Source organism: Streptomyces malaysiense (genome assembly GCF_000980885.2).
GTDB classification, from domain to species: domain Bacteria; phylum Actinomycetota; class Actinomycetes; order Streptomycetales; family Streptomycetaceae; genus Streptomyces; species Streptomyces malaysiense.
In genome coordinates this window covers 217,570-237,790 of record NZ_LBDA02000007.1, presented here as the reverse complement: position 1 = coordinate 237,790, position 20,221 = coordinate 217,570, and the positions used below count along the sequence as shown (strand labels likewise).

Genomic DNA, 20,221 nt, shown 5'->3' with positions numbered 1-20,221 from the left:
CCGAGACGACCACCCGGCTCCGGCCCGTCCCTCCCGGCCCCCCTGCCGCCGCCGCGAACACGCCCGGCCCCGGACCCGTTTCCGGAACTCCCACGGGCGGTTCTGCGAGCGGTCACACGGGCCGTCCCACGGGCGGTCCCGCGGGCGCGCCGGCGCATCCGGCGCGGCCCGCGACCCGGTGGCACCCCCAGCCGCCCACCACGCGCGCCCCCGACCCCGCCCGGCCGGGGCGGAGCGCCGCCCGGCCCCATGTCACCTTCGGGGAACCCGACCTGCTCCGTACGCGCGGGCGGGGCCGCGCGGTCGTCGCCGGGGTCTGCCTCGTGCTCGGGATCGGGCTCATCGGCGGTGCCGTGGCCGGGAGCTGGATCGCGGGGGACCACGGGGACGGCGCCGCGCAGGGGTTCGCCGCGGCCGCGCCCGCGTGGCACAGCGTGCCCGTCGACACCTTGTTCCCGCCGGTCGTGAAGGGGGCGGGCGCCGGACCCGGCGGGGCGGACCGGACCTGGACACGGGTCGCCGTCGCCCCGGACGGCGGATGCGCCGACGCCTTCGACCCGCTGCTGTGGAAGGTCCTCGCCGGCACCGGCTGCCGACGGCTGCTGCGCGCCACCTACACGGACGCCACCCAGAGCTATTTGACCACCGTCGGCCTGCTGTTCACCAAGGCCGACCCCGCCGGGATGTCCGCGCTCGCCACCCGTTTCCGCACCCAGCACCTCGCCGAACGCCCCGACCTGATGCCCCGTCCGTACGCGGCCGGGAACACCCCCGCCGCCCGCTTCGGCGACGACCAGCGCGCCACCTGGACCATCTCGGTGCGCACCGACGCCCCCGTGGTCGTGTACGCCGTCTCCGGCTGGGCGGACGGCCGGAAGGTGGACACCCCCCAGCCCGCCGCCGACGCCGTACGGGCCGGCGCCACCACCGCGCAGGCCCAGTCCGGCCTCGGCGACGAGGCACAGGGGCTGTCCGGACAGATAGCACGGGGGCTGCGCCAGGCCGTCGGCTCCGCCACCACGAACGCCGTGAAGAGACCCACATGAAGCGTGCCCGCGGGGCCGCGGTGAGCGCCCTGCTCGCCGGCGCCCTCACCCTGCTGCCCACCGCCGCCGCCCACGCCGACGGCATCCGTGCCCAGCAGTGGGGCCTGTCCGCCCTCCACCTCGACCAGGCCTGGCACGCCACCCGGGGCCGGGGCGTCACCGTCGCCGTCCTCGACACCGGCGTCCAGGAGGACCACCCGGACCTCGTCGGCAACGTGCTGCCCGCCAAGGACATGATCGGTTTCGGCGCCCGGCCCGGCGACCGCACCTGGGGACGGCACGGCACCGCCATGGCCGGGATCATCGCCGGCCACGGTCACGGACCCGGCGGCTCCGACGGCGTCATGGGTGTCGCCCCGGAGGCGAAGATCCTCCCCGTACGGGTGATCCTGGAGGACAGCGACCCCGCCCGCGCCAAGGCCCGCACCACGCGCGGCACCGCCCTCGCCGACGGCATCCGCTGGGCCGCCGACCACGGCGCCGACGTCATCAACCTGTCCCTCGGCGACGACTCCGCCTCCGCCCATCCCGAACCCGGCGAGGACGAGGCCGTGCAGTACGCCCTGAAGAAGGGCGTGGTCGTCGTCGCCTCCGCGGGCAACGGCGGCGACAAGGGCGACCACGTCTCCTACCCGGCCGCCTACCCCGGCGTCGTCGTCGCCACCGCCGTGGACCGCTACGGCACCCGCGCCGCCTTCTCCACCCGCCGCTGGTACGCCGCGGTCAGCGCGCCCGGCGTCGACGTCGTGATCGCCGACCCCGATCACAAGTACTACGAGGGCTGGGGCACCTCGGCCGCCTCCGCCTATGTCTCGGGCGTCGCCGCCCTGGTCAGGTCGGCCCACCCGGGGCTGAGCCCGGCCCAGATCAAGACCCTCCTGGAGGACACCGCCGACGACCCGCCGGCCGGCGGCCGCGACGACTCCCGGGGCTTTGGCACGATCGACCCGGTGGCCGCCCTCGCCGCGGCCGACCGTCTGGAACCGGAGAAGCTGAGCCCGGCGTCGTACCCCCGCAGGTACTTCGGCCCCGGCCCGGACGCGCCCAGGGCGACCGCATCCGCCGCCGACTGGGCGGCGCCCCTCGCGGGCAGCGCCGGCGGGGTGCTGCTGGTGGTGGGCGTGATGCTGTGGCGCGGCCGCAGGCACCCCTTCTGAGGCGGGTACCGGCCCGCCGCCCGGCCGGGCCGCCTCCCCCGATAGGGTCGGTGACCGTGGCGAACAAGAACATCCCCGACCCCGGCTACTCCGACGACGACGGCTCCGCCGACCCCCGGCTCGGTGCCGCGCTCGCCGCGTGGGCCGAGGACCGCACCGCCGTCGGACCGGTGCTGGAGGCGCTGAAGGGCGCCCGGCTGCTGGTGCCCGTCGTCGCCGTACTGGGCGAGGTCGAGGAGGACGAGAACGGGCTGCGTCGCGAGAAGACCAGCGACATGGCCGTACCCACCCTGAAGGCGGGCGGCCGCACCGCGCTGCCGGCCTTCACCTCCACCGACTCCCTCGCCCGCTGGGACCCCGAGGCCCGTCCGGTCGCCGTGCCCCTGCACCAGGCGCTCCAGGCCGCCGCGCACGAGAAGGCCGACACCGTCGTGCTGGACCTCGCGGGACCGGTGCCGTTCGAGCTGACCGGGCCCGCGCTGCTCGCCCTCGCCGAGGGCCGTACCAGCACCGACCCGCTCGCCGACCCGGCCGTGACCGGGGCCGTGCGTGCGGCGGTGGCGGCCGAGCCCGCCGTGCGGCGCGCCCACCTGGTGCCCGGCCCGGCCGACGGCACCCTCGCCCTCGTCCTCGACCCGGCCGCCCCGCCCGCCGGGACCGCGCAGGCGATCGCCGGCCGGCTCGCCGCCGACGAGACACTGAGGGCCCGCCTGGTGCGCGGCCTCGACCTGGCACTGCTGCCGGCCGGGACGACGCCTCCGGGCGAGCCCCTGTACGTGAAGGAATAGATCAGCCGTAGACCGGGCCGGTGTACTTCTCGCCCGGCCCCTGGCCCGGCTCGTCCGGGACGATCGAGGCCTCACGGAAGGCCAGCTGGAGCGACTTCAGGCCGTCGCGCAGCGGGGCCGCGTGGAAGGAGCTGATCTCGGTCGCGCCGCCGTCCAGCAGACCGGCGAGGGCGGTGATCAGCTTGCGGGCCTCGTCCAGGTCCTTGAACTTGTCGCCCTCCTCGCTGAGCCCGAGCTTCACGGCCGCGGCGCTCATCAGGTTGACGGCGACCGTCACGATCACCTCGACGGCGGGGACCTCGGCGATATCGCGGGTCATCGCGTCGAAGTCGGGGTTCTCGGCAGGGGTCTCACTCATGCCCCACACCCTAAGCGGCCCGTCGTCCTCCTGATGACGCCCGCCCGATTAGCCCTTGTCAAGCCATCCTGCTAATCTGGTGGGCGACCGGCCGGACGTAGGTACGCACCTTTCGCTCGGCCCACAAGTGGAGGCTCCGATCTCCCACCCGATCCGTCCCCCGGGACGGCGGGTCTCCGGTCAGGCGGCCGCCATCGTTCCGTACGGACGATGGAGTCGCCCGATTCGCGCCCCGCGTTCACCGCGGCGGTGCTCCGGTAGTGAGGAGCCCCGCCTGTGATCGTCCGGGGCATTTTTTGTGCTTCGGCGCGGTTGGTCTGACGAACACAGACGTTACGCGGCAGTCCGCCAGGCCGTCGCGTGGTGCTATCGAGGAGGATCCATCAGCGCCGAGCCCCGCATCAACGACCGGATTCGCGTTCCCGAGGTGCGACTTGTCGGTCCCAGTGGCGAGCAGGTCGGCATCGTGCCGCTCGCGAAGGCACTGGAGCTTGCGCAGGAGTACGACCTGGACCTGGTCGAGGTGGCGGCGACCGCCCGTCCGCCCGTGTGCAAGCTCATGGACTACGGGAAGTTCAAGTACGAGTCGGCCATGAAGGCCCGTGAGGCGCGCAAGAACCAGGCGCACACGGTCATCAAGGAGATGAAGCTCCGGCCGAAGATCGACCCGCACGACTATGACACCAAGAAGGGTCACGTCGTCCGGTTCCTCAAGCAGGGCGACAAGGTCAAGATCACGATCATGTTCCGTGGTCGCGAGCAGTCCCGGCCCGAGCTGGGCTACCGACTGCTGCAGCGTCTCGCGGAGGACGTCCAGGACCTCGGGTTCGTCGAGTCGAACCCGAAGCAGGACGGCCGCAACATGATCATGGTCCTCGGTCCGCACAAGAAGAAGACCGAGGCGATGGCCGAGGCCCGTCAGGCGCAGGAGGCCCGCAAGGCCGAGGCGAAGGCGAACCCCGGCAAGTCGCAGAACCCGGCCGAGGCTTCGCCCGAGGTACCTGTCGAGGCCGAGGCGTCGTCCGAGGAACCTGCCGAGGCGTGATCCCGGGGAGCCGTACGGCTCCCGAGGATGTAACCGAAACAAGAGCGACGCTCCACCGTGCCCGGTTTTCGTGACCGGGCACCGGAGCGCCACCGACGAGGAGAGAACGGCGCTATGCCGAAGAACAAGTCGCACAGCGGTGCCAGCAAGCGCTTCAAGGTCACCGGCTCCGGCAAGGTGCTCCGCGAGCGCGCCGGCAAGCGCCACCTGCTTGAGCACAAGTCGTCCCGCGTGACGCGTCGCCTCACCGGCAACGCCGAGATGGCCCCGGGCGACGCCGCGAAGATCAAGAAGCTTCTCGGCAAGTGACGCGGCGGCGCTCGTCGAGCGCCGTGCGTCTGGACCGGGACCCAATCGTTTCCGGGTCGTGTGAGGACACCCACGACCCCGCTACAAGGAGTTAACAAGTGGCACGCGTCAAGCGGGCAGTCAACGCCCACAAGAAGCGCCGGGCGATCCTGGAGCAGGCCTCCGGCTACCGTGGTCAGCGTTCGCGCCTGTACCGCAAGGCCAAGGAGCAGGTCACCCACTCGCTGGTCTACAACTACAACGACCGCAAGAAGCGCAAGGGCGACTTCCGTCAGCTGTGGATCCAGCGCATCAACGCCGCTGCCCGCGCCAACGGCATGACCTACAACCGCTTCATCCAGGGTCTGAAGGCCGCGAACGTCGAGGTCGACCGCAAGATCCTGGCCGAGCTGGCCGTCAACGACGTGAACGCGTTCGCCGCGCTCGTCGAGGTCGCGCAGAAGGCGCTGCCGTCGGACGTCAACGCGCCGAAGGCCGCGTGACGCCGCGCCGGCTCCAGCCGTCGTAATACCGGGACCCGCAGGCTGTATGGCTTGCGGGTCCCGCTGTTGAGGCCCCGGCGTTCCCGGCCGCGGGTTTCGTCGTGGTCGCTCGGCAGTTCCCCGCGCCCCTTCGGGGACGCGACACCATCAGGACTCCCCGGAAAGTGAAGAAGAGCATGGTCCCCGTCGGCCCCGAGCTGATCTCCTCCCGTTCCGCCCGTGTGGCCGCGGCCCGGCGGCTCGCCAAGCGGAACTTCCGGGGCAAGGACCGGCTGTTCCTCGCGGAGGGGCCGCAGGCCGTGCGGGAGGCGGCGGCGCACCGGGACGGCGGGCAGGCGACGCTCGTCGAACTGTTCGCGACGGTGGAGGCCGCGGAGCGCTACGCCGACATCGTCGGCGCCGCCCGTGCCGTCGGCGCCCGGGTGCACCTCGCCGCCGAGGACGTCATCGCCGACATCTCGACCACGGTCACCCCGCAGGGGCTGGTCGGTGTCTGCCGGTTCCTGGACACCCCGTTCGAGGACGTCCTCGCCGCCCGCCCCCGGCTGGTCGCCGTGCTCGCGCACGTGCGCGACCCCGGCAACGCGGGCACCGTGCTGCGCTGCGCGGACGCCGCCGGGGCCGAGGCCGTCGTCCTCACCGACGCCTCCGTGGACCTGTACAACCCCAAGGCCGTACGCGCCTCCGTCGGCTCCCTGTTCCACCTCCCGGTCGCCGTCGGCGTCCCCGTGGAGCAGGCCATCGAGCGGCTCAAGGACGCCGGCGTGCGTATCCTCGCCGCCGACGGCGCGGGCGACCGCGACCTGGACGAGGAGCTGGACGGGGGCACCATGGGCGGCCCCACCGCCTGGGTGTTCGGCAACGAGGCCTGGGGGCTGCCGGAGGAGACCCGCGACCTCGCCGACGCCGTCGTGCGCGTGCCCATCCACGGCAAGGCCGAGAGCCTGAACCTGGCCACGGCCGCCGCCGTCTGCCTGTACGCCTCGGCTCGCGCGCAGCGCGCCCGCGGAGGGTGCCGTTCCGTCACCCAGAGCTAGTAGGGTGGCCAGCTCGGGGCCCTGCGCCGTATGAGAGGTGGGGTACGGGGATGAGTGTGGCCGGCACGAGCACCGGGCCTGAGGGACGGGACACGTGGGACGCGCCCGCGTCCTCGTGCGGTGCGGGCGGACTCGCCCCCGACCAGCTGCCCGACGGACTGGTGGTCGCCGACGAGCGGGGACGCGTCGTCGGGTTCAACGCGGCCGCGGAGCGGATCACCGCCGTCCCCGCCGACGAGGCCCTCGGCCGGCCGCTGGAGAAGGCGCTGCCGTTAGAGGACCTGGAGGGGCGCCGCTGGTGGCAGCTCACCGACCCCTACGGGGGTCTCTCCACAAGGACCCGGCAGCCCGAGCGCAATCTGCTGCTGCCCGGCGGCCGGGAGGTGCTCGTCACCGCCCGGTACGTCCGCACCGCGCCCCTCGGCCCCGTGCACCGGCTGATCATCTGCCTGCGGGACACCGAGGCCCGCCGCCGCACCGAGCGCAGCCACGCCGAGCTGATCGCCACCGTCGCCCACGAGCTGCGCTCCCCGCTGACCTCCGTCAAGGGTTTCACCGCCACCCTGCTCGCCAAGTGGGAGCGGTTCACCGACGACCAGAAGCGGCTGATGCTGGAGACCGTCGACGCGGACGCCGACCGGGTCACCCGGCTCATCGCCGAGCTGCTGGACATCTCCCGGATCGACTCGGGGCGCCTGGAGGTGCGCAGGCAGCCCGTCGACATAGGGGCCGCCGTCTCCCGCCACATCCAGGCGTACGTCGCCGCCGGACAGAGCGCCGGACGCTTCCTGCTGCGCATCGAGCAGCCGCTGCCCGATCTGTGGGCCGACCCCGACAAGATCGACCAGGTGCTCAGCAACCTGCTGGAAAATGCGGTGCGCCACGGCGAGGGAACCGTCACCATCGACATCACGCCCACGGCGTCCCCCCGCGAGGGCGAGGAGGCCGGCACGTCGGTCACGGTGAGCGACGAGGGGTCCGGCATCCCGGAGGAGTCCATGAACCGCGTCTTCACCCGCTTCTGGCGGGGCAGCAAGCGCGGCGGCACCGGACTCGGGCTGTACATCGTCAAGGGCCTCGTCGAGGCCCACGGCGGGACCATCACGGTCGGCCGCGCCCGCGGCGGCGGCGCCGAGTTCCGATTTACGTTGCCCGTGAGCGCCCCGGCGTATCTCGCCTAGCGGCCCGCGGGCTCTTCGTACAGCTCCACCCCGTTAGACTCGGCCTTTGGCACCTTTGTGTCCTTCACGCGGCCCTCGCGAGTCGAGACGAGTCGGTGACGGGGACCATCCGCCAGCCAATCGGAAGCACGGGAAGAGATGTCGGCACCCAATAAGTCGTACGACCCTGTCGAGGTCGAGGCGTTGAAACCGGAAGAGATCGAGCGCATGCGGGACGAGGCGCTCGCCGCCTTCGCCGCCGCGGACTCCCTCGACGCGCTCCATGAGGCCAAGGTCGCCCACACCGGCCCGGCGTCCGCGCTCTCGCTCGCCAACCGCGAGATCGGCGCCCTGCCCCCGCACGCCAAGGCCGAGGCCGGCAAGCGCGTCGGCATGGCCCGCGGCGCGGTCAACAAGGGGCTCGCCGCCCGCCAGACCGAGCTGGAGGCCGAGCGCGACGCCCGGGTGCTCGTCGAGGAGGACGTCGACGTCACGCTGCCTTACGACCGCGTCCCGGCCGGTGCCCGGCACCCGCTGACCACGCTGTCGGAGCGCATCGAGGACATCTTCGTTGCCATGGGCTACGAGGTCGCCGAGGGCCCCCAGGCCGAGGCCGAGTGGTTCAACTTCGACGCCCTGAACATCGGCCCCGACCACCCGGCCCGCGGCGAGGCCGACACGTTCTTCGTGCAGGGTCCGGACGGCGGCGCCGAGTCGGGTGTGGTCATGCGCACCCACACCTCGCCCGTGCAGATCCGCTCGCTGCTCGGCCGCGACCTGCCGGTTTACGTGATCTGCCCCGGCCGCGTGTACCGCACCGACGAGCTGGACGCCACGCACACGCCCGTCTTCCACCAGGTCGAGCTGCTCGCCGTGGACGAGGGCCTGACCATGGCCGACCTCAAGGGCACCCTGGACCACATGGTCCAGTCCCTGTTCGGCGAGGGCATGAAGACCCGGCTGCGCCCGAACTTCTTCCCCTTCACCGAGCCGAGCGCCGAGATGGACATGCTCTGCTACGTGTGCAAGGGCGAGTCCGTCGGGAACCCCGACCGCCCCTGCCGCACCTGCTCCAGCGAGGGCTGGATCGAACTGGGCGGCTGCGGCATGGTCAACCCGCGGGTGCTCACCGCCTGCGGTGTCGACCCGGAGAAGTACAGCGGCTTCGCCTTCGGGTTCGGCATCGAGCGGATGCTGATGTTCCGCCACAACGTCGAAGACATGCGAGACATGGTCGAGGGTGACGTCCGGTTCACCCGGCCCTTCGGGATGGAGATCTGATGCGGGTCCCGCTTTCTTGGCTGCGGGAGTACGTCGACCTGCCGGCCACCGAGACCGGCCGTGACGTCCAGGCCAAGCTCATTTCGGCCGGTCTGGAGGTCGAGACCGTCGAGCAGCTCGGAGCCGACCTCAAGGGCCCGCTGGTCGTCGGCCAGGTGCTGACCATCGAGGAGCTGGAGGGCTTCAAGAAGCCGATCCGCTTCTGCACCGTCGACGTCGGCCAGGCCAACGGCACCGGTGAGCCCCAGGAGATCGTCTGCGGCGCCCGCAACTTCGCGGTCGGCGACAAGGTCGTCGTGGTGCTGCCCGGCGCCACCCTGCCCGGCGGCTTCTCCATCGCCTCGCGCAAGACCTACGGCAAGGTCTCGCACGGCATGATCTGCTCCAGCGACGAGCTGGGCATGGGCGAGGACAGCACCCACGGCATCATCGTGCTGCCGCCGGAGACCGAGCCGGGCAAGGACGCCATCGGGCTCCTGGAGCTGGTGGACGAGGTCCTGGACATCGCCGTCACCGCCAACCGCGGCGACTGCCTGTCCATCCGCGGCGTCGCCCGCGAGACCGCCATCGCCTATGGCCTGCCGCTGCGCGACCCCGCGCTGATCGACGTGCCCGCGCCCAACGCGTACGGCTACCCGGTCCAGGTCTCCGACCCGTTCGGCTGCGACCGCTTCACCGCGCGCACCGTCACCGGTCTGCGCCCCGAGGCCCGCTCGCCGCTCTGGCTCCAGCGCCGGCTCCAGAAGGTCGGCATGCGCCCGATCTCGCTGGCCGTCGACATCACCAACTACGTGATGATGGAGCTGGGCCAGCCGCTGCACGCCTACGACCGCTCCTCGGTCCAGGGCCCCATCGGCGTGCGCCGGGCCGAGGAGGGCGAGAAGCTCGTCACCCTGGACGGCGTCGAGCGCGAGCTGCACGCCGAGGACCTGGTCATCACCGACGAGCGCGGCCCCATCGGCCTCGCCGGCGTGATGGGCGGCGCCAACACCGAGATCGCCGACCACGGCGAGGACGCGGAGAACGCGACCACCGAGGTCGTCATCGAGGCGGCCCACTTCGACGCGATCTCCGTCGCCCGCACGGCCCGCCGCCACAAGCTGCTGTCCGAGGCGTCCCGCCGCTTCGAGCGCGGGGTGGACCCGGCCGCCGCGGCCGCCGCCGCACAGCGCACCGTGGACCTGCTGGTGCTGCTCGCGGGCGGCACCGCCGAGGCCGGCGTCACCGAGGTCGTCGCGCCCTCCGCGCCGCGCACCGTCACTGTCCCGGCGGACCACCCGGACAAGGTCGCGGGCGTCACCTACGGCCGCGAGACCGTCGTGCGCCGCCTCCAGGAGGTCGGCTGCGACGTCTACGGCCAGGACGAGCTGATCGTCACCGTGCCGTCCTGGCGGCCCGATCTGACGGACCCGAACGACCTCGCCGAAGAGGTCATCCGCCTGGAGGGCTACGAGAACCTGCCCGCCACGCTGCCGGCGCCCCCGGCGGGCCGCGGTCTGACCGCCCGCCAGCGGCTGCACCGCCGCATCGGCCGCGCGCTGGCCGGCGCCGGCTACGTCGAGGCGCTGAACTACCCGTTCCTCGGCGAGCAGGTCTTCGACCAGCTCGGCCTGGACGCGGACGACCCGGCCCGCCGGGTCGTCAAGCTGGTCAACCCGCTCAGCGACGAGGAGCCCGCGCTCCGTACGACGCTGCTGCCGGGCCTGCTGGGCGCGCTGCGGCGCAACACCGGCCGCGGCGGGCACGACCTGGCCCTGTTCGAGACCGGTCTGGTCTTCCACCCGCGCGAGGAGCGCCAGGCCGCCGGGCACCTGCCGGTGGACCGGCGTCCCACCGAGGAGGAGATCGCGGCGCTGAACGCCGCGCTGCCCGAGCAGCCGCGGCACGCCGCCGTCGTCCTCACGGGCGCCCGTGAGCAGGCCGGCTGGTGGGGCAAGGGCCGTCCGGCCGACTGGGCCGACGCCGTCGAGGCCGCGCGCACCGTGGCCCGTGAGGCCGGTGCCGAACTCGTCGTGCGCAAGGGCCGGTACGGCCCCTGGCACCCGGGCCGCTGCGCCGAGTTGCTCGTCGTGGCGGACGGCGCCGAGCGGGTCGTGGGTCACGCGGGCGAGCTGCACCCCCGCGTCGTCAAGGCGCTGGGCCTGCCCGAGCGCACCTGCGCGATGGAGCTGGACCTGGACGCCCTGGAGGAGGCCGGCGACGGCGTCCCGATGGCGCCGGGCATCTCCTCCTTCCCGGTCGCCACGCAGGACGTCGCCCTCGTGGTCGACAAGCCGGTGCCGGCGGCCGAGGTCGAGGCCGCGCTGCGCGCCGGTGCCGGTGAACTGCTGGAGGCCATCCGGCTGTTCGACGTCTACGAGAACGCCGAGCAGCTGGGCGAGGGCCGTAAGTCGCTGGCGTACGCGCTGCGCTTCCGCGCCCCCGACCGGACGCTGACGGTGGACGAGGCGTCGGCGGCCCGGGACGCGGCCGTCGCCCTGGCCGGCGAGCGCACCGGAGCCGTGCTGCGCGGCTGACCGTCGTAACGCGGGGCGCGCCCGGCCACGGACCTCCGTGGCCGGGCGCGCCCGTGTCCGGCCACCCGCGTCGTCGGGCATGGCGTGCGCTGGTGCATAAATGCACTCCCACCTGCGCTTTCTCACTCGTTCGAGTGGTCATCGGAGGTGATCCAGTCCTCCCGGGCCATGGCGTCGACAGAATCGGACCGGCCTTTCGGGGTCGGTCCGTCCGCTCTGTCAGGGACTCTCCATGGGGGACAGAGGCATGATCCGCATCAAGGCACGGGCACCCACCGCACGAGGCGCCGTGCTTCCCACTCTCTGGGGCGCGCTCGCCGTCGCCTACAAGTTCGGCTGCCCGCTCGCCACACAGGAGCGGCTCGGCGCCCGCATCGCCGCCAGCGTCGTGTTCTTCGGCGTGGGCATCGGACTGCTGGTCCATGTGCGGCGCGCCCTGCTGCGGGAGCTACGGCTGGCCCGGCGGGCGGCGCGGGTGGCGCAGGGCGTCGTACTGCGGCCGCCGCCCCCGCGGCTCGACGGACTCGGCGTCGCCGCCGCCCAGTTGTCCGCGGACCGGGGCGCGAGCGTCGGGGGCGATCTGTACGAGGTCATCGCCACCGAGCACGGGGTGCGGGTGGTGATGGGGGACGTACGCGGGCACGGTCTGGACGCCCTCGGTACCGTCGCCGCCCTCCTCGGCAGCTTCCGCGAGGCCGCCCACGACGAGGCCCGGCTCGACGGCGTGCTGCGCAGACTGGAGCGGGCGCTCGCCCGGCATCTGCGGGAACGGGCCCGCGCCGAACACCCCTCGACCGGCGGTACCGCGGACCCCGACCACCCCGTGGCCGAGGAGTTCGTCACCGTCCTGCTGCTGGAGATCGGCCGGGACGGCGCGCTCGGCGCCCTCAACTGCGGGCACCCCTGGCCCTACCGGCTCACCGGCACCGCCGTCGAACCCCTGACCCGCGCCGAACCGCTGCCCCCGCTGGGCCCGTTCCCGCTCCCGGCCGACCTCGCCCCGCACCGCTGCCGGCCGTTGCTGCCCGCCGAGTCGCTGGTGCTGTTCACCGACGGCGCGGAGGACGCCCGGGACGCCAGGGGCCGGTTCTTCGCCCTGCCCGACGCGCTGCGCACCGCCGTACGGGACCAACCGGCCTCGCCCCAGCGGGTGCTGCGGACCCTCTTCACCGCGCTGCTGCGGCACACCGGTGGCACCCCCACCGACGACGTGGCCCTGCTGGTGCTGCGCAACGAGCGGGGACCGGCGGCGAAGGCGCGGGAGCCGGCCCGGCCGGCCACCACCACGCACGGCTGATGGTTCCCGCCAGACCACCGCTGTCGGAGGGGGAGCCGGTGGCCTGGCGGGCCTCCCGAGGAGGACCACCAGTGAACCGGCCCGGCCACGCTCCGCGACAGCGCGCGCACGCCCCGGATGCGGGCATTCGGTTCACACCCCGTGTGAAGGCACAGCCACTACGCTGACGGAACCAGGTACTCGGGGGTCGACTCCATGCAGCCCAACACTCTCCTTGACGCCATCCTGGACGAGGCGGGGATCTCGCACGCCGGTCTCGCCGCCCATGTGAACCAGGCAGGGCGCCGACGGAGCCTCGCGCTCCGCTACGAACACACCGCCGTGGCGCGGTGGTTGAAGGGCCAGCGGCCGCGCGGCCAGGTGCCCGACCTGATCTGCGAGGTACTGGCCGCCCGGCTGCACCGCCCCGTCACCCTGGACGACATCGGCCTCGGCGTGCCCGGCCGTCCCGGCACCGCGTCCGCCGGCACCCTGTCCGGCTTCGTGGAGCGGGCCACCGCCCTGTGGCGCTCCGACGAACAGCAGCGCCCCCATGTACTGGGCGCCCCGGCCGTCACGGGCACCCCCGCCGTGATGCCGGTATGGGAGTGGGAGAACCCGCCGGAGGACACCGATGTCTCCCGGGGCGGCAGACACCGGGTCACGGCGGCCGACATCGAGACGCTGCGCGCGGCCCGCGCCCACTACGAGCAGATGTACCGCAAGGCCGGCGGCATCGCGACCCGCACCCGCATCGTCGGCTTCCTCAACGCCGAGGCGGCACCCCTGCTGCGCGGCAGCTACACCGACGCCACCGGCCGCCAACTGCACCGCGCCACCGGCGGGTTGGTGGCCGTCGCCGGGATCTGCGCGTACGACTCGGACGCGCACGGACTCGCCCAGCGCTACTTCCACCAGGCGCTGCGGCTGGCGAAGGCCAGCGGCGACCGGGGACTCGGCGCCTACGTCATAGCGCTGCTGGTCAACCAGTCCCTGTTCATGCGGGAGTTCCGGCAGGCGGTGGCCTTCGCGGAGGCCGCGCTGCGCGCCGCGGGACGGCACATCACCCCCGCGCTCGCCTCCGACCTGTACGCGATGCAGGCCAAGGCGTACGCGCATCTGGGCGACGCGGGCAGTGCCCTCGCCTGCATCCGGCGCGCGGAGAGCGCCGCCGAACGCATCCGGCGCGGCCATGAACCCGACGAGACCGGCTATGTGCAGCCCGGTCTGGTCAATGTGCAGGTCGCCGAGGCGCTGCTCAGCCTGGGTGAACTCGCCGCCGCCCGGGAGCACGCGGCGGCCGCCGTGGACAACCCCGCCCACGACCGGGGCCGGGTGCACCGGCTGGCCATGCTCAGCACCATCGAACTGCGCCAGGGCAACGCGGAGAAGGCCGTGGTCACCGCCGTGCAGATGGCCGAGCAGGCGCGCGGCATGGAGTCCCAGCGGCTGCGCGACCGGCTGCGCGCGGTGCGCGAACACCTGGCGCGCTGTGGCTCGCCCGGCACCACCGAGGCCGCCGAACTCATCGACGGGGCGCTGCGCGTGCCCCTGTAGACGCCCTGTGGGCGCATGGCCACTGCTGCGATATTGCCACCTACCCCCCGAAAGGTGGCAGAACCATGCAGTGGACGAAACAGAACGAGCAAAAGGTGTATGAAAACCGCTGGTTCAGCGTCAATCTCGCAGATGTCGAGCTGCCCGACGGCCGGCATCTGGACCACTTCCTCATCCGGATGCGTCCGGTGGCCGTCGCCACGGTCGTCAACGAGGCCAACGAGGTCCTGCTGCTCTGGCGGCACCGCTTCATCACCGACAGCTGGGGCTGGGAACTGCCCGCGGGTGTCGTCGAGGACGGCGAGGACATCGCGGGCGCGGCCGCCCGGGAACTGGAGGAGGAGACCGGCTGGCGGCCGGGGCCCCTGCACCACCTGATGACGGTGGAGCCGTCCAACGGACTCACCGACGCCCGGCACCACATCTACTGGTCCGACCGGGGCGAGTACCTCGGGCACCCCGTGGACGACTTCGAGTCGGACCGCCGGGAGTGGGTGCCCCTCAAGCTCGTCCCCGATCTGATCGCCCGTGGAGAGGTCCCGGCCGCCAACATGGCGGCCGCGTTGCTGCTGCTGCACCACCTCAGGCTCGCCGAGGGCTAATGGGCGCGCAGCGCTCCCCAGATGGTCACCACGAGCGCGCCGAGCGCGGTCAGCGCGGCGAGCGAGGGCAGCGGCCAGCGCGCGTGTTCCAGCGAGACCATGCGGGAGTTCAGCTCGTCCAGCTCCTTGGCGGTCTCCTCGGTGCGATGGCCGAGCAGTGCGAGTCCGCCCTCGACCCGGGCGTAGGCCACGTCCAGTCGGCGCCGTAACTCTGCGAGTTCTCCATGGACCACGGGATGCTCCGGATCGCCGGTCAAGGGTCCACTCCTTTCCGTAGTCGAACGGGGGGTTCCGCGCCCCCTTGCATGCGCATGAAGAGTGAACTCGCCTGGTGGTCGCGTGGGGAGCGTGTGCGACGGGCGTCCGCGGGCCCGGCGCGCACACGGTGTGCGAAATGGATGTGCCCGGCACCGAATCCGGTGCCGGGCACGTCTTTTCGTAGCTGAGCGTGATCAGCCGTAGGTGTAGAACCCCGAGCCGGTCTTGCGGCCGAGCCGGCCCGCCTCGACCATGCGCTGGAGCAGCGGGGGAGCGGCGTACAGCGGCTCCTTGTACTCGGCGTACATCGAGTTGGCGATGGAGACGATGGTGTCCAGGCCGATCAGGTCGGACAGCTTCAGCGGGCCCATCGGGTGGGCGCAGCCCATCTCCATGCCGTTGTCGATGTCCTCGCGGCTGGCGATGCCCGACTCGAACATCCGGATCGCGGAGAGCAGGTACGGCACGAGCAGCGCGTTCACCACGAAGCCGGAGCGGTCCTGGGCGCGGATCGCGTGCTTGCCGAGCGTCTTCTCGGCGAAGACCTGGGCGCGGCTGATGGTGCCCTCGCTGGTGGTGAGCGCGGGGATCAGCTCGACCAGCATCTGCACCGGGGCCGGGTTGAAGAAGTGGATGCCCACGACATGGTCCGGGCGCGAGGTGGCGACCGCGAGCTTCACCAGCGGGATGGAGGAGGTGTTGGAGGCCAGGATCGCGTCCGGCCGGGTCACCACCTGGTCGAGGACCTGGAAGATCTCCGTCTTGACGGCCTCGCTCTCCACGACCGCCTCGATCACGAGGTCCCGGTCGGCGAACTCGCCGAGGTCCGTGGTGAAGCTGAGCCGAGCCTGGGTGGCGTCCCGCTCCTCCTCGGAGATCTTGCCGCGCTCGGCCGCCTTGGACAGGGAGTTGTACAGCCGGGTACGGCCGATCTCCAGGGCCTCGCCGGTGGTCTCGGCGACCTTCACGTCCAGGCCCGCGCGGGCGCACACCTCGGCGATGCCCGCGCCCATCTGGCCGCAGCCCACGACTCCGACGCGCTCGATGTCGGTCACATCGTCCCCTTCGCTTCTCCGGCTTGCTGGCAGACCTCCGGGTTTCGGCGCCTGCTCCGATCGTGCACGTTACCGCGAAGTATCGATGATCGATCGTCTGGGTGCGGGCATTCTTGGCCACGGAGACCATCCGTGACCGAGCGGATCCGGAACGTGGAGGAAAGTGACCGATGGGACCCATCTCACGCCGGGCTTTCACCCTGTCCGCGCTCTCGGCGCTGACCACCGCCGGATGCGGTGCGGCGACCGGGCCGCATCCGGCGCCCGAGGCGCGGACGGCCTCCCCGGCAGGACACGGGACGGCCGGTGCCGAGGGCGCCACCGGTGCTCCCGGCACCCGCGCGGCCACCGAGATGCGGGGCGTGTGGATGGCGACCGTCGAGAACCGGGACTGGCCCTCGCGCCCCGGCCTGACCGCCGCCGCGCAGGAGAAGGAGCTGATCGCGCATTTCGACCGGGCGGTGCGCGAGCGGCTGAACACGGTGCTGCTCCAGGTGCGGCCCACCGCCGACGCCCTGTGGCCCTCGCCGTACGAGCCGTGGTCCCGGTACCTCACCGGCACCCAGGGCCGCGACCCCGGCTGGGACCCGCTGGGCACCGCCGTGCGCGAGGCGCACGCCCGGGGGCTCCAGCTGCACGCCTGGTTCAACCCGTACCGGATCGCGAACCACACCGACCCGGGCCTCCTCGCCGCCACCCACCCGGCGCGGGTCCACCCCGACTGGGCGGTGCCGTACGGGGGCAAGCTCTACTACAACCCCGGCCTGCCCGACGTGCGCGCCTTCGTCCAGCGGGCGATGCTCGACGCGGTCGCCCGCTACCCCGTCGACGCGGTCCACTTCGACGACTACTTCTACCCCTATCCCGAGGACGGGGAGACCTTCGCGGACGACGACGCCTACGAGCGCCACCGCGGAGCGTTCACCAGCCGGGCCGACTGGCGCAGGGACAACATCGACCGGCTGGTCAAGGAGATGGCGGCGGGCATCGAGCGGGTCCGGCCCGGCACCCGGTTCGGGATCAGCCCCTTCGGGGTGTGGCGCAACGCGTCGACCGACCCGCTCGGCTCCGACACGGACGCGGGCGCCCAGACGTACGACGACCTGTACGCCGACACCCGTACCTGGGTCCGGGAGAACTGGATCGACTACGTGGCGCCCCAGCTGTACTGGGAGATCGGCGCCGACGGCGCGGACTACGCGACCCTGCTGGACTGGTGGGCGCGGGTCGCCGAGGGCACCGGGACGCGGCTCTACATCGGCGAGGCCCTCTACCGGGCCGGGGCGGCCGGCGCCGACGGCCGGCCGGCGGCCTGGCAGGACCCGGCGGAGCTGTCCCGGCACCTCACCCTCGCCGCCCGCCGTCCGCAGGTGGGCGGGCACATCTTCTTCGCCGCCCAGGACGTGGCGAGCGATCCGATCGGGGCGATGCGCCGCGTGGTCGCGGACCACTACGCGCGGCCGGCCAGCCCGCCCCGGTGACCCGGTGAACCGCCGGGCTACCGCTGCCGGTCCTCCTTGTGCTTGACCTGGCAGTCGGGCCCCGGCGACATGATGGCCTCGTGCCCGTCGGTGAAACGGACCCGGTAGGGCGGACTGCCTTCCTGACCCATCACTTCGACGACTTCGGACTCCTGGTCGTGTTGGCCGACCACCCTGCCGTGCTGGACAAGCCGGTCGCCCTTGGATGCGCGCATCTGCAGGCCCTCCTCAACGATCACGACCGCTGGGTGACGGCGATGCACACGAGCACGGCGACGGCGGTAAGGGGAGCGGCCGCCGTGTAGTGCTCGCCCAGCAACAACGCCGACCACACCAGTGTGAGCAGGGGCTGAGCCAACTGCAACTGGCTCGCCCTGGGGACCCCGATGGCCGCCATCCCCCGGTACCAGACGACCAGCCCGAGGAACTGCGACCCCAGGGCCACCCACAGCAGTCCGGCGATGCCGTGCGCGGTCACCCGGAACGGCTCGTACGACAGCGCCAGCGCGGCGGCCGGCAGCGTGAGCGGCAGGCACAGCACCAGTGCCCAGCCGATGACCTGCCAGCCGGGCATCACCCGGGCCAGCAGCCCGCCCTCGGTGTACCCGGCGGCGCACACCAGCAGGGCCGCGAACAGACAGCCGTCGGCCGCGGTGAGCGCGCCCCCGCTCTGCACGGCCGTGAACGCCAGCACCGCCAGCGCGCCGGCCACCGCCGCGAGCCAGAACCGGCGCGAGGGACGATGGCCGGTGCGCAGCGCCGAGCAGACGGCCGTGGTCAGCGGCAGCAGGCCCACCACGACGGCCGCGTGCGCGGTGCTGGAGGTGCGCAGCGCGAGCGTGGTCAGCGTGGGGAAGCCGAGCACCACACCGAGCGCGACGACGGCGAGTCCGCGCAGCTCGCGCCGCTCGGGCGGCCGCACCCGCAGGGCCAGCAGGGCGCCGCCCGCGACCAGTGCGGCCAGGACGCTGCGCACGGTCACCAGCGTCCAGGGGCCGAAGCCCTCCAGGCCCCAGGCGGTGGCCGGGAAGGTGAGGGAGAAGGCGGCGACGCCGAGGGCGGCGAGTGCGGTGCCCAGCGTCCGGCGCTCCGGTCGGGGAGCGGTGACCGCTATCGGGCCGGATCCAGTAGCGCTACTCTGTGTCTTCATGCAAGAGCGTAGCAGTGTGAGTGAACTGGCGGAACAGCTGCGAAGGGAGTTGGATCGCTACTCACTAGGTGGAAAGCTGCCGTCCAGCCGGGCTCTGGTCGAGCGGTTCCGGGTGAGCCCGGTGACCGTCTCGCGGGCGCTCGCCCGGCTGGCCGCCGAGGGGCTGGTCGTCACCCGGCCCGGCGCGGGCGCCTTCCGGGCCCGGCCGCGCACCCCCGAGGCGCCGGCCGGGGACACCTCCTGGCAGGAGGTCGCGCTGAGCGCCGACGGCGCCGCCGACCTCGTACCGCGCACGGTGGACGCCACCGGGGTCACCGTCTCGCTCGCCGCCCCGCCGCCCGGGGTGCTGGAGTTCAACGGCGGCTATCCGCATCCCTCGCTCCAGCCCGAGCGGGCCATGGCGGCGGCGCTCGCCCGCGCGGGGCGGCGGCCCGGCGCCTGGGGGCGGCCGCCGCTGGAGGGGCTGCCGGAGCTGCGCGAGTGGTTCGCGCGCGAGATCGGCGGCGCGGTCACCGCGGCCGAGGTGCTGATCGCGGCGGGCGGCCAGTCCGCGCTGTCCACCGCCCTGCGCGCGCTCGCCCCGCCCGGCGCCCCGGTGCTGGTCGAGTCGCCCACCTACCCCGGCATGCTGGCCCTCGCCCGCGCGGGCGGGCTGCGCCCGGTCCCGGTGCCGGTGGACCGCGACGGCGTACGGCCCGAACTGCTCGCGGACGCCTTCCGGGCCACCGGCGCCCGGGTGTTCGTCTGCCAGCCCCTCTTCCAGAACCCGACCGGCGCGGTCCTCGCCCCCGGCCGGCGTGCCGAGGTGCTGGGCATCGCCCGCGCGGCCGGCGCCTTCGTCGTGGAGGACGACTTCGTACGCCGCCTCGTGCACGCCGACGCCGGCCCGCTGCCCCGCCCGCTGGCCGCCGACGACCCCGACGGCGTGGTGGTGCACGTCGGCTCGCTGACCAAGGCGACCTCGCCCAGCTTCCGGGTGAGCGCGCTCGCCGCGCACGGCCCGGTCCTCGAACGGCTGCGCGCCATCCAGGTGGTGGACTCCTTCTTCGTGTCCCGCCCGCTCCAGGAGGCCGCTCTCGAACTCGTCGGCTCACCGGCCTGGCCCCGCCATCTGCGTTCCCTGTCAGCGGAGTTGAAAGAGCGCCGGGACGCCATGACGAGCGCGCTCGCGCTGCGGCTGCCCGAACTCGCCCTGACGTACGTCCCGTCCGGTGGCTACCACCTGTGGGCGCGGCTGCCCGACGGCACCGACGACGACGCGTTCGGCGCCGCCGCCCTGCGCGCGGGCGTGGCCCTCACCCCGGGCCGCCCCTATTTCAGTGCCGAGCCCCCGGCGCCCCACGTCCGGCTGAGCTTCGCGGCGGTCGCGGGCCTCGGGGAGATCACGGAGGGGGTACGGCGGCTGCGCGCGGCCTGCGACGAGGTGCTGTAGGGGGCGGTACGGCGGGTCACCGGGCGCCGTGGGGGCGCCGGGGGGGCGATCGATCAACTCCGGGGTCCACGACACGACACCGCCTCCGGCGCGCAGGTCGCCTACGCGCACTGGGTCCGCGAGAGGCTGGGCTCACGCCGCTGGAACACCCCGGGACATGAATGATCCGCCGCTTCGGACGAGCGGCGGCTCGGCGCCGGCATCTCACAGGTGGAAAGCCTTGACCAGCGC

20 protein-coding genes are annotated in these 20,221 nt (G+C 73.2%); 15 read left to right on the top strand and 5 right to left on the bottom strand.

Features of this window, described 5'->3' with window-relative positions:
* Nucleotides 1-323 precede the first annotated feature (323 nt).
* The 3 genes from VT52_RS04785 to VT52_RS04775 are packed head-to-tail and all read left to right on the top strand — an operon-like array spanning nt 324 to nt 2,991.
* On the top strand, nt 324-1,046 hold the full coding sequence (locus VT52_RS04785; RefSeq protein ID WP_046423609.1) for a hypothetical protein: 723 nt from the start codon (nt 324-326) through the stop codon (nt 1,044-1,046).
* Complete coding sequence (gene mycP / locus VT52_RS04780) at nt 1,043-2,203, top strand: type VII secretion-associated serine protease mycosin (protein WP_046423595.1); 1,161 nt, start codon at nt 1,043-1,045, stop codon at nt 2,201-2,203. The genes VT52_RS04785 and mycP overlap by 4 nt, the downstream gene beginning before the upstream one ends.
* A 56-nt stretch (nt 2,204-2,259) precedes the next feature.
* A complete protein-coding gene (locus tag VT52_RS04775) occupies nt 2,260-2,991 on the top strand; it encodes an SseB family protein (RefSeq protein WP_046423607.1) in 732 nt (243 codons plus the stop codon).
* Between the two features lies 1 nt (nt 2,992).
* Here the strand turns inward: VT52_RS04775 and VT52_RS04770 are convergent, their stop codons facing one another.
* Nucleotides 2,993-3,349, bottom strand: a complete 357-nt coding sequence (locus tag VT52_RS04770) for a DUF1844 domain-containing protein (RefSeq protein WP_046423594.1) — start codon at nt 3,347-3,349, stop codon at nt 2,993-2,995.
* Between the two features lie 382 nt (nt 3,350-3,731).
* Here VT52_RS04770 and infC point away from each other — a divergent pair, with 382 nt between their 5' ends.
* From infC to VT52_RS04720, 10 genes are all read left to right on the top strand, one after another.
* Complete coding sequence (infC, locus tag VT52_RS04765) at nt 3,732-4,394, top strand: translation initiation factor IF-3 (protein ID WP_107481242.1); 663 nt, start codon at nt 3,732-3,734, stop codon at nt 4,392-4,394.
* A gap of 114 nt (nt 4,395-4,508) precedes the next feature.
* Nucleotides 4,509-4,703: a 50S ribosomal protein L35 gene (rpmI, locus tag VT52_RS04760; RefSeq protein ID WP_004933563.1), complete on the top strand. Its 195-nt coding sequence runs from the start codon at nt 4,509-4,511 to the stop codon at nt 4,701-4,703.
* Between the two features lie 98 nt (nt 4,704-4,801).
* Entirely contained in the window at nt 4,802-5,185 is a 384-nt protein-coding gene (rplT, locus tag VT52_RS04755) for a 50S ribosomal protein L20 (RefSeq protein WP_037651207.1), read from the top strand.
* A gap of 176 nt (nt 5,186-5,361) precedes the next feature.
* Nucleotides 5,362-6,222: a TrmH family RNA methyltransferase gene (locus VT52_RS04750; protein ID WP_046423605.1), complete on the top strand. Its 861-nt coding sequence runs from the start codon at nt 5,362-5,364 to the stop codon at nt 6,220-6,222.
* Between the two features lie 50 nt (nt 6,223-6,272).
* Nucleotides 6,273-7,403: a sensor histidine kinase gene (locus tag VT52_RS04745; RefSeq protein ID WP_046423588.1), complete on the top strand. Its 1,131-nt coding sequence runs from the start codon at nt 6,273-6,275 to the stop codon at nt 7,401-7,403.
* A 138-nt stretch (nt 7,404-7,541) separates the two neighbouring features.
* A complete protein-coding gene (gene pheS / locus VT52_RS04740; RefSeq protein WP_046423587.1) occupies nt 7,542-8,663 on the top strand; it encodes a phenylalanine--tRNA ligase subunit alpha in 1,122 nt (373 codons plus the stop codon).
* Complete coding sequence (gene pheT / locus VT52_RS04735; RefSeq protein WP_046423586.1) at nt 8,663-11,179, top strand: phenylalanine--tRNA ligase subunit beta; 2,517 nt, start codon at nt 8,663-8,665, stop codon at nt 11,177-11,179. The genes pheS and pheT overlap by 1 nt, the downstream gene beginning before the upstream one ends.
* A gap of 247 nt (nt 11,180-11,426) precedes the next feature.
* The gene (locus tag VT52_RS04730) at nt 11,427-12,476 is read left to right on the top strand and encodes a PP2C family protein-serine/threonine phosphatase (protein WP_046423585.1); all 1,050 of its coding nucleotides are present in this window, start codon (nt 11,427-11,429) and stop codon (nt 12,474-12,476) included.
* Between the two features lie 195 nt (nt 12,477-12,671).
* A complete protein-coding gene (locus VT52_RS04725; protein WP_046423584.1) occupies nt 12,672-14,012 on the top strand; it encodes an NsdA family TPR-like regulatory protein in 1,341 nt (446 codons plus the stop codon).
* A 65-nt stretch (nt 14,013-14,077) separates the two neighbouring features.
* Nucleotides 14,078-14,614, top strand: a complete 537-nt coding sequence (locus tag VT52_RS04720) for an NUDIX hydrolase (protein WP_046423581.1) — start codon at nt 14,078-14,080, stop codon at nt 14,612-14,614.
* Here VT52_RS04720 and VT52_RS04715 read toward each other — a convergent pair.
* Together VT52_RS04715 and VT52_RS04710 are read right to left on the bottom strand one after the other, a co-directional pair.
* Entirely contained in the window at nt 14,611-14,871 is a 261-nt protein-coding gene (locus VT52_RS04715) for a hypothetical protein (protein WP_046423579.1), read from the bottom strand. The genes VT52_RS04720 and VT52_RS04715 overlap by 4 nt on opposite strands.
* Before the next feature lie 195 nt (nt 14,872-15,066).
* The gene (locus VT52_RS04710) at nt 15,067-15,927 is read right to left on the bottom strand and encodes a 3-hydroxybutyryl-CoA dehydrogenase (RefSeq protein ID WP_046423577.1); all 861 of its coding nucleotides are present in this window, start codon (nt 15,925-15,927) and stop codon (nt 15,067-15,069) included.
* Nucleotides 15,928-16,097: 170 nt separating this feature from the next.
* Between VT52_RS04710 and VT52_RS04705 the strand changes: the two genes are divergently transcribed.
* Nucleotides 16,098-17,408 carry a glycoside hydrolase family 10-like protein gene (locus VT52_RS04705; RefSeq protein WP_046423576.1) on the top strand — a complete coding sequence of 437 codons (1,311 nt, stop codon included), beginning with the start codon at nt 16,098-16,100 and terminating at the stop codon, nt 17,406-17,408.
* Nucleotides 17,409-17,425: 17 nt separating this feature from the next.
* Here VT52_RS04705 and VT52_RS04700 read toward each other — a convergent pair whose 3' ends face one another.
* Nucleotides 17,426-17,623, bottom strand: coding sequence for a DUF1918 domain-containing protein (locus VT52_RS04700; RefSeq protein WP_046423604.1), 198 nt, complete (start codon nt 17,621-17,623; stop codon nt 17,426-17,428).
* A gap of 20 nt (nt 17,624-17,643) precedes the next feature.
* Nucleotides 17,644-18,558, bottom strand: a complete 915-nt coding sequence (locus VT52_RS04695; protein ID WP_079174828.1) for a DMT family transporter — start codon at nt 18,556-18,558, stop codon at nt 17,644-17,646.
* On the opposite strand from VT52_RS04695, the gene VT52_RS04690 reads away from it, so the two are divergent.
* A complete protein-coding gene (locus VT52_RS04690; RefSeq protein ID WP_206306433.1) occupies nt 18,557-19,990 on the top strand; it encodes an aminotransferase-like domain-containing protein in 1,434 nt (477 codons plus the stop codon). The two genes, VT52_RS04695 and VT52_RS04690, sit on opposite strands and share 2 nt — an antisense overlap.
* Nucleotides 19,991-20,221 lie beyond the last annotated feature (231 nt).

Bases quoted from the DNA above. Each gene is read 5' to 3' on its own strand.
- pheT (WP_046423586.1), top strand. From the start codon at position 8,663: ATGCGGGTCCCGCTTTCTTGGCTGCGGGAGTACGTCGACCTGCCGGCC.
- VT52_RS04700 (WP_046423604.1), bottom strand. From the start codon at position 17,623: ATGCGCGCATCCAAGGGCGACCGGCTTGTCCAGCACGGCAGGGTGGTC.
- VT52_RS04690 (WP_206306433.1), top strand. From the start codon at position 18,557: ATGCAAGAGCGTAGCAGTGTGAGTGAACTGGCGGAACAGCTGCGAAGG.
- mycP (WP_046423595.1), top strand. From the start codon at position 1,043: ATGAAGCGTGCCCGCGGGGCCGCGGTGAGCGCCCTGCTCGCCGGCGCC.
- VT52_RS04750 (WP_046423605.1), top strand. From the start codon at position 5,362: ATGGTCCCCGTCGGCCCCGAGCTGATCTCCTCCCGTTCCGCCCGTGTG.
- VT52_RS04725 (WP_046423584.1), top strand. From the start codon at position 12,672: ATGCAGCCCAACACTCTCCTTGACGCCATCCTGGACGAGGCGGGGATC.
- VT52_RS04730 (WP_046423585.1), top strand. From the start codon at position 11,427: ATGATCCGCATCAAGGCACGGGCACCCACCGCACGAGGCGCCGTGCTT.
- VT52_RS04720 (WP_046423581.1), top strand. From the start codon at position 14,078: ATGCAGTGGACGAAACAGAACGAGCAAAAGGTGTATGAAAACCGCTGG.
- rpmI (WP_004933563.1), top strand. From the start codon at position 4,509: ATGCCGAAGAACAAGTCGCACAGCGGTGCCAGCAAGCGCTTCAAGGTC.
- VT52_RS04695 (WP_079174828.1), bottom strand. From the start codon at position 18,558: ATGAAGACACAGAGTAGCGCTACTGGATCCGGCCCGATAGCGGTCACC.
- VT52_RS04745 (WP_046423588.1), top strand. From the start codon at position 6,273: ATGAGTGTGGCCGGCACGAGCACCGGGCCTGAGGGACGGGACACGTGG.
- VT52_RS04705 (WP_046423576.1), top strand. From the start codon at position 16,098: ATGGGACCCATCTCACGCCGGGCTTTCACCCTGTCCGCGCTCTCGGCG.
- pheS (WP_046423587.1), top strand. From the start codon at position 7,542: ATGTCGGCACCCAATAAGTCGTACGACCCTGTCGAGGTCGAGGCGTTG.
- VT52_RS04770 (WP_046423594.1), bottom strand. From the start codon at position 3,349: ATGAGTGAGACCCCTGCCGAGAACCCCGACTTCGACGCGATGACCCGC.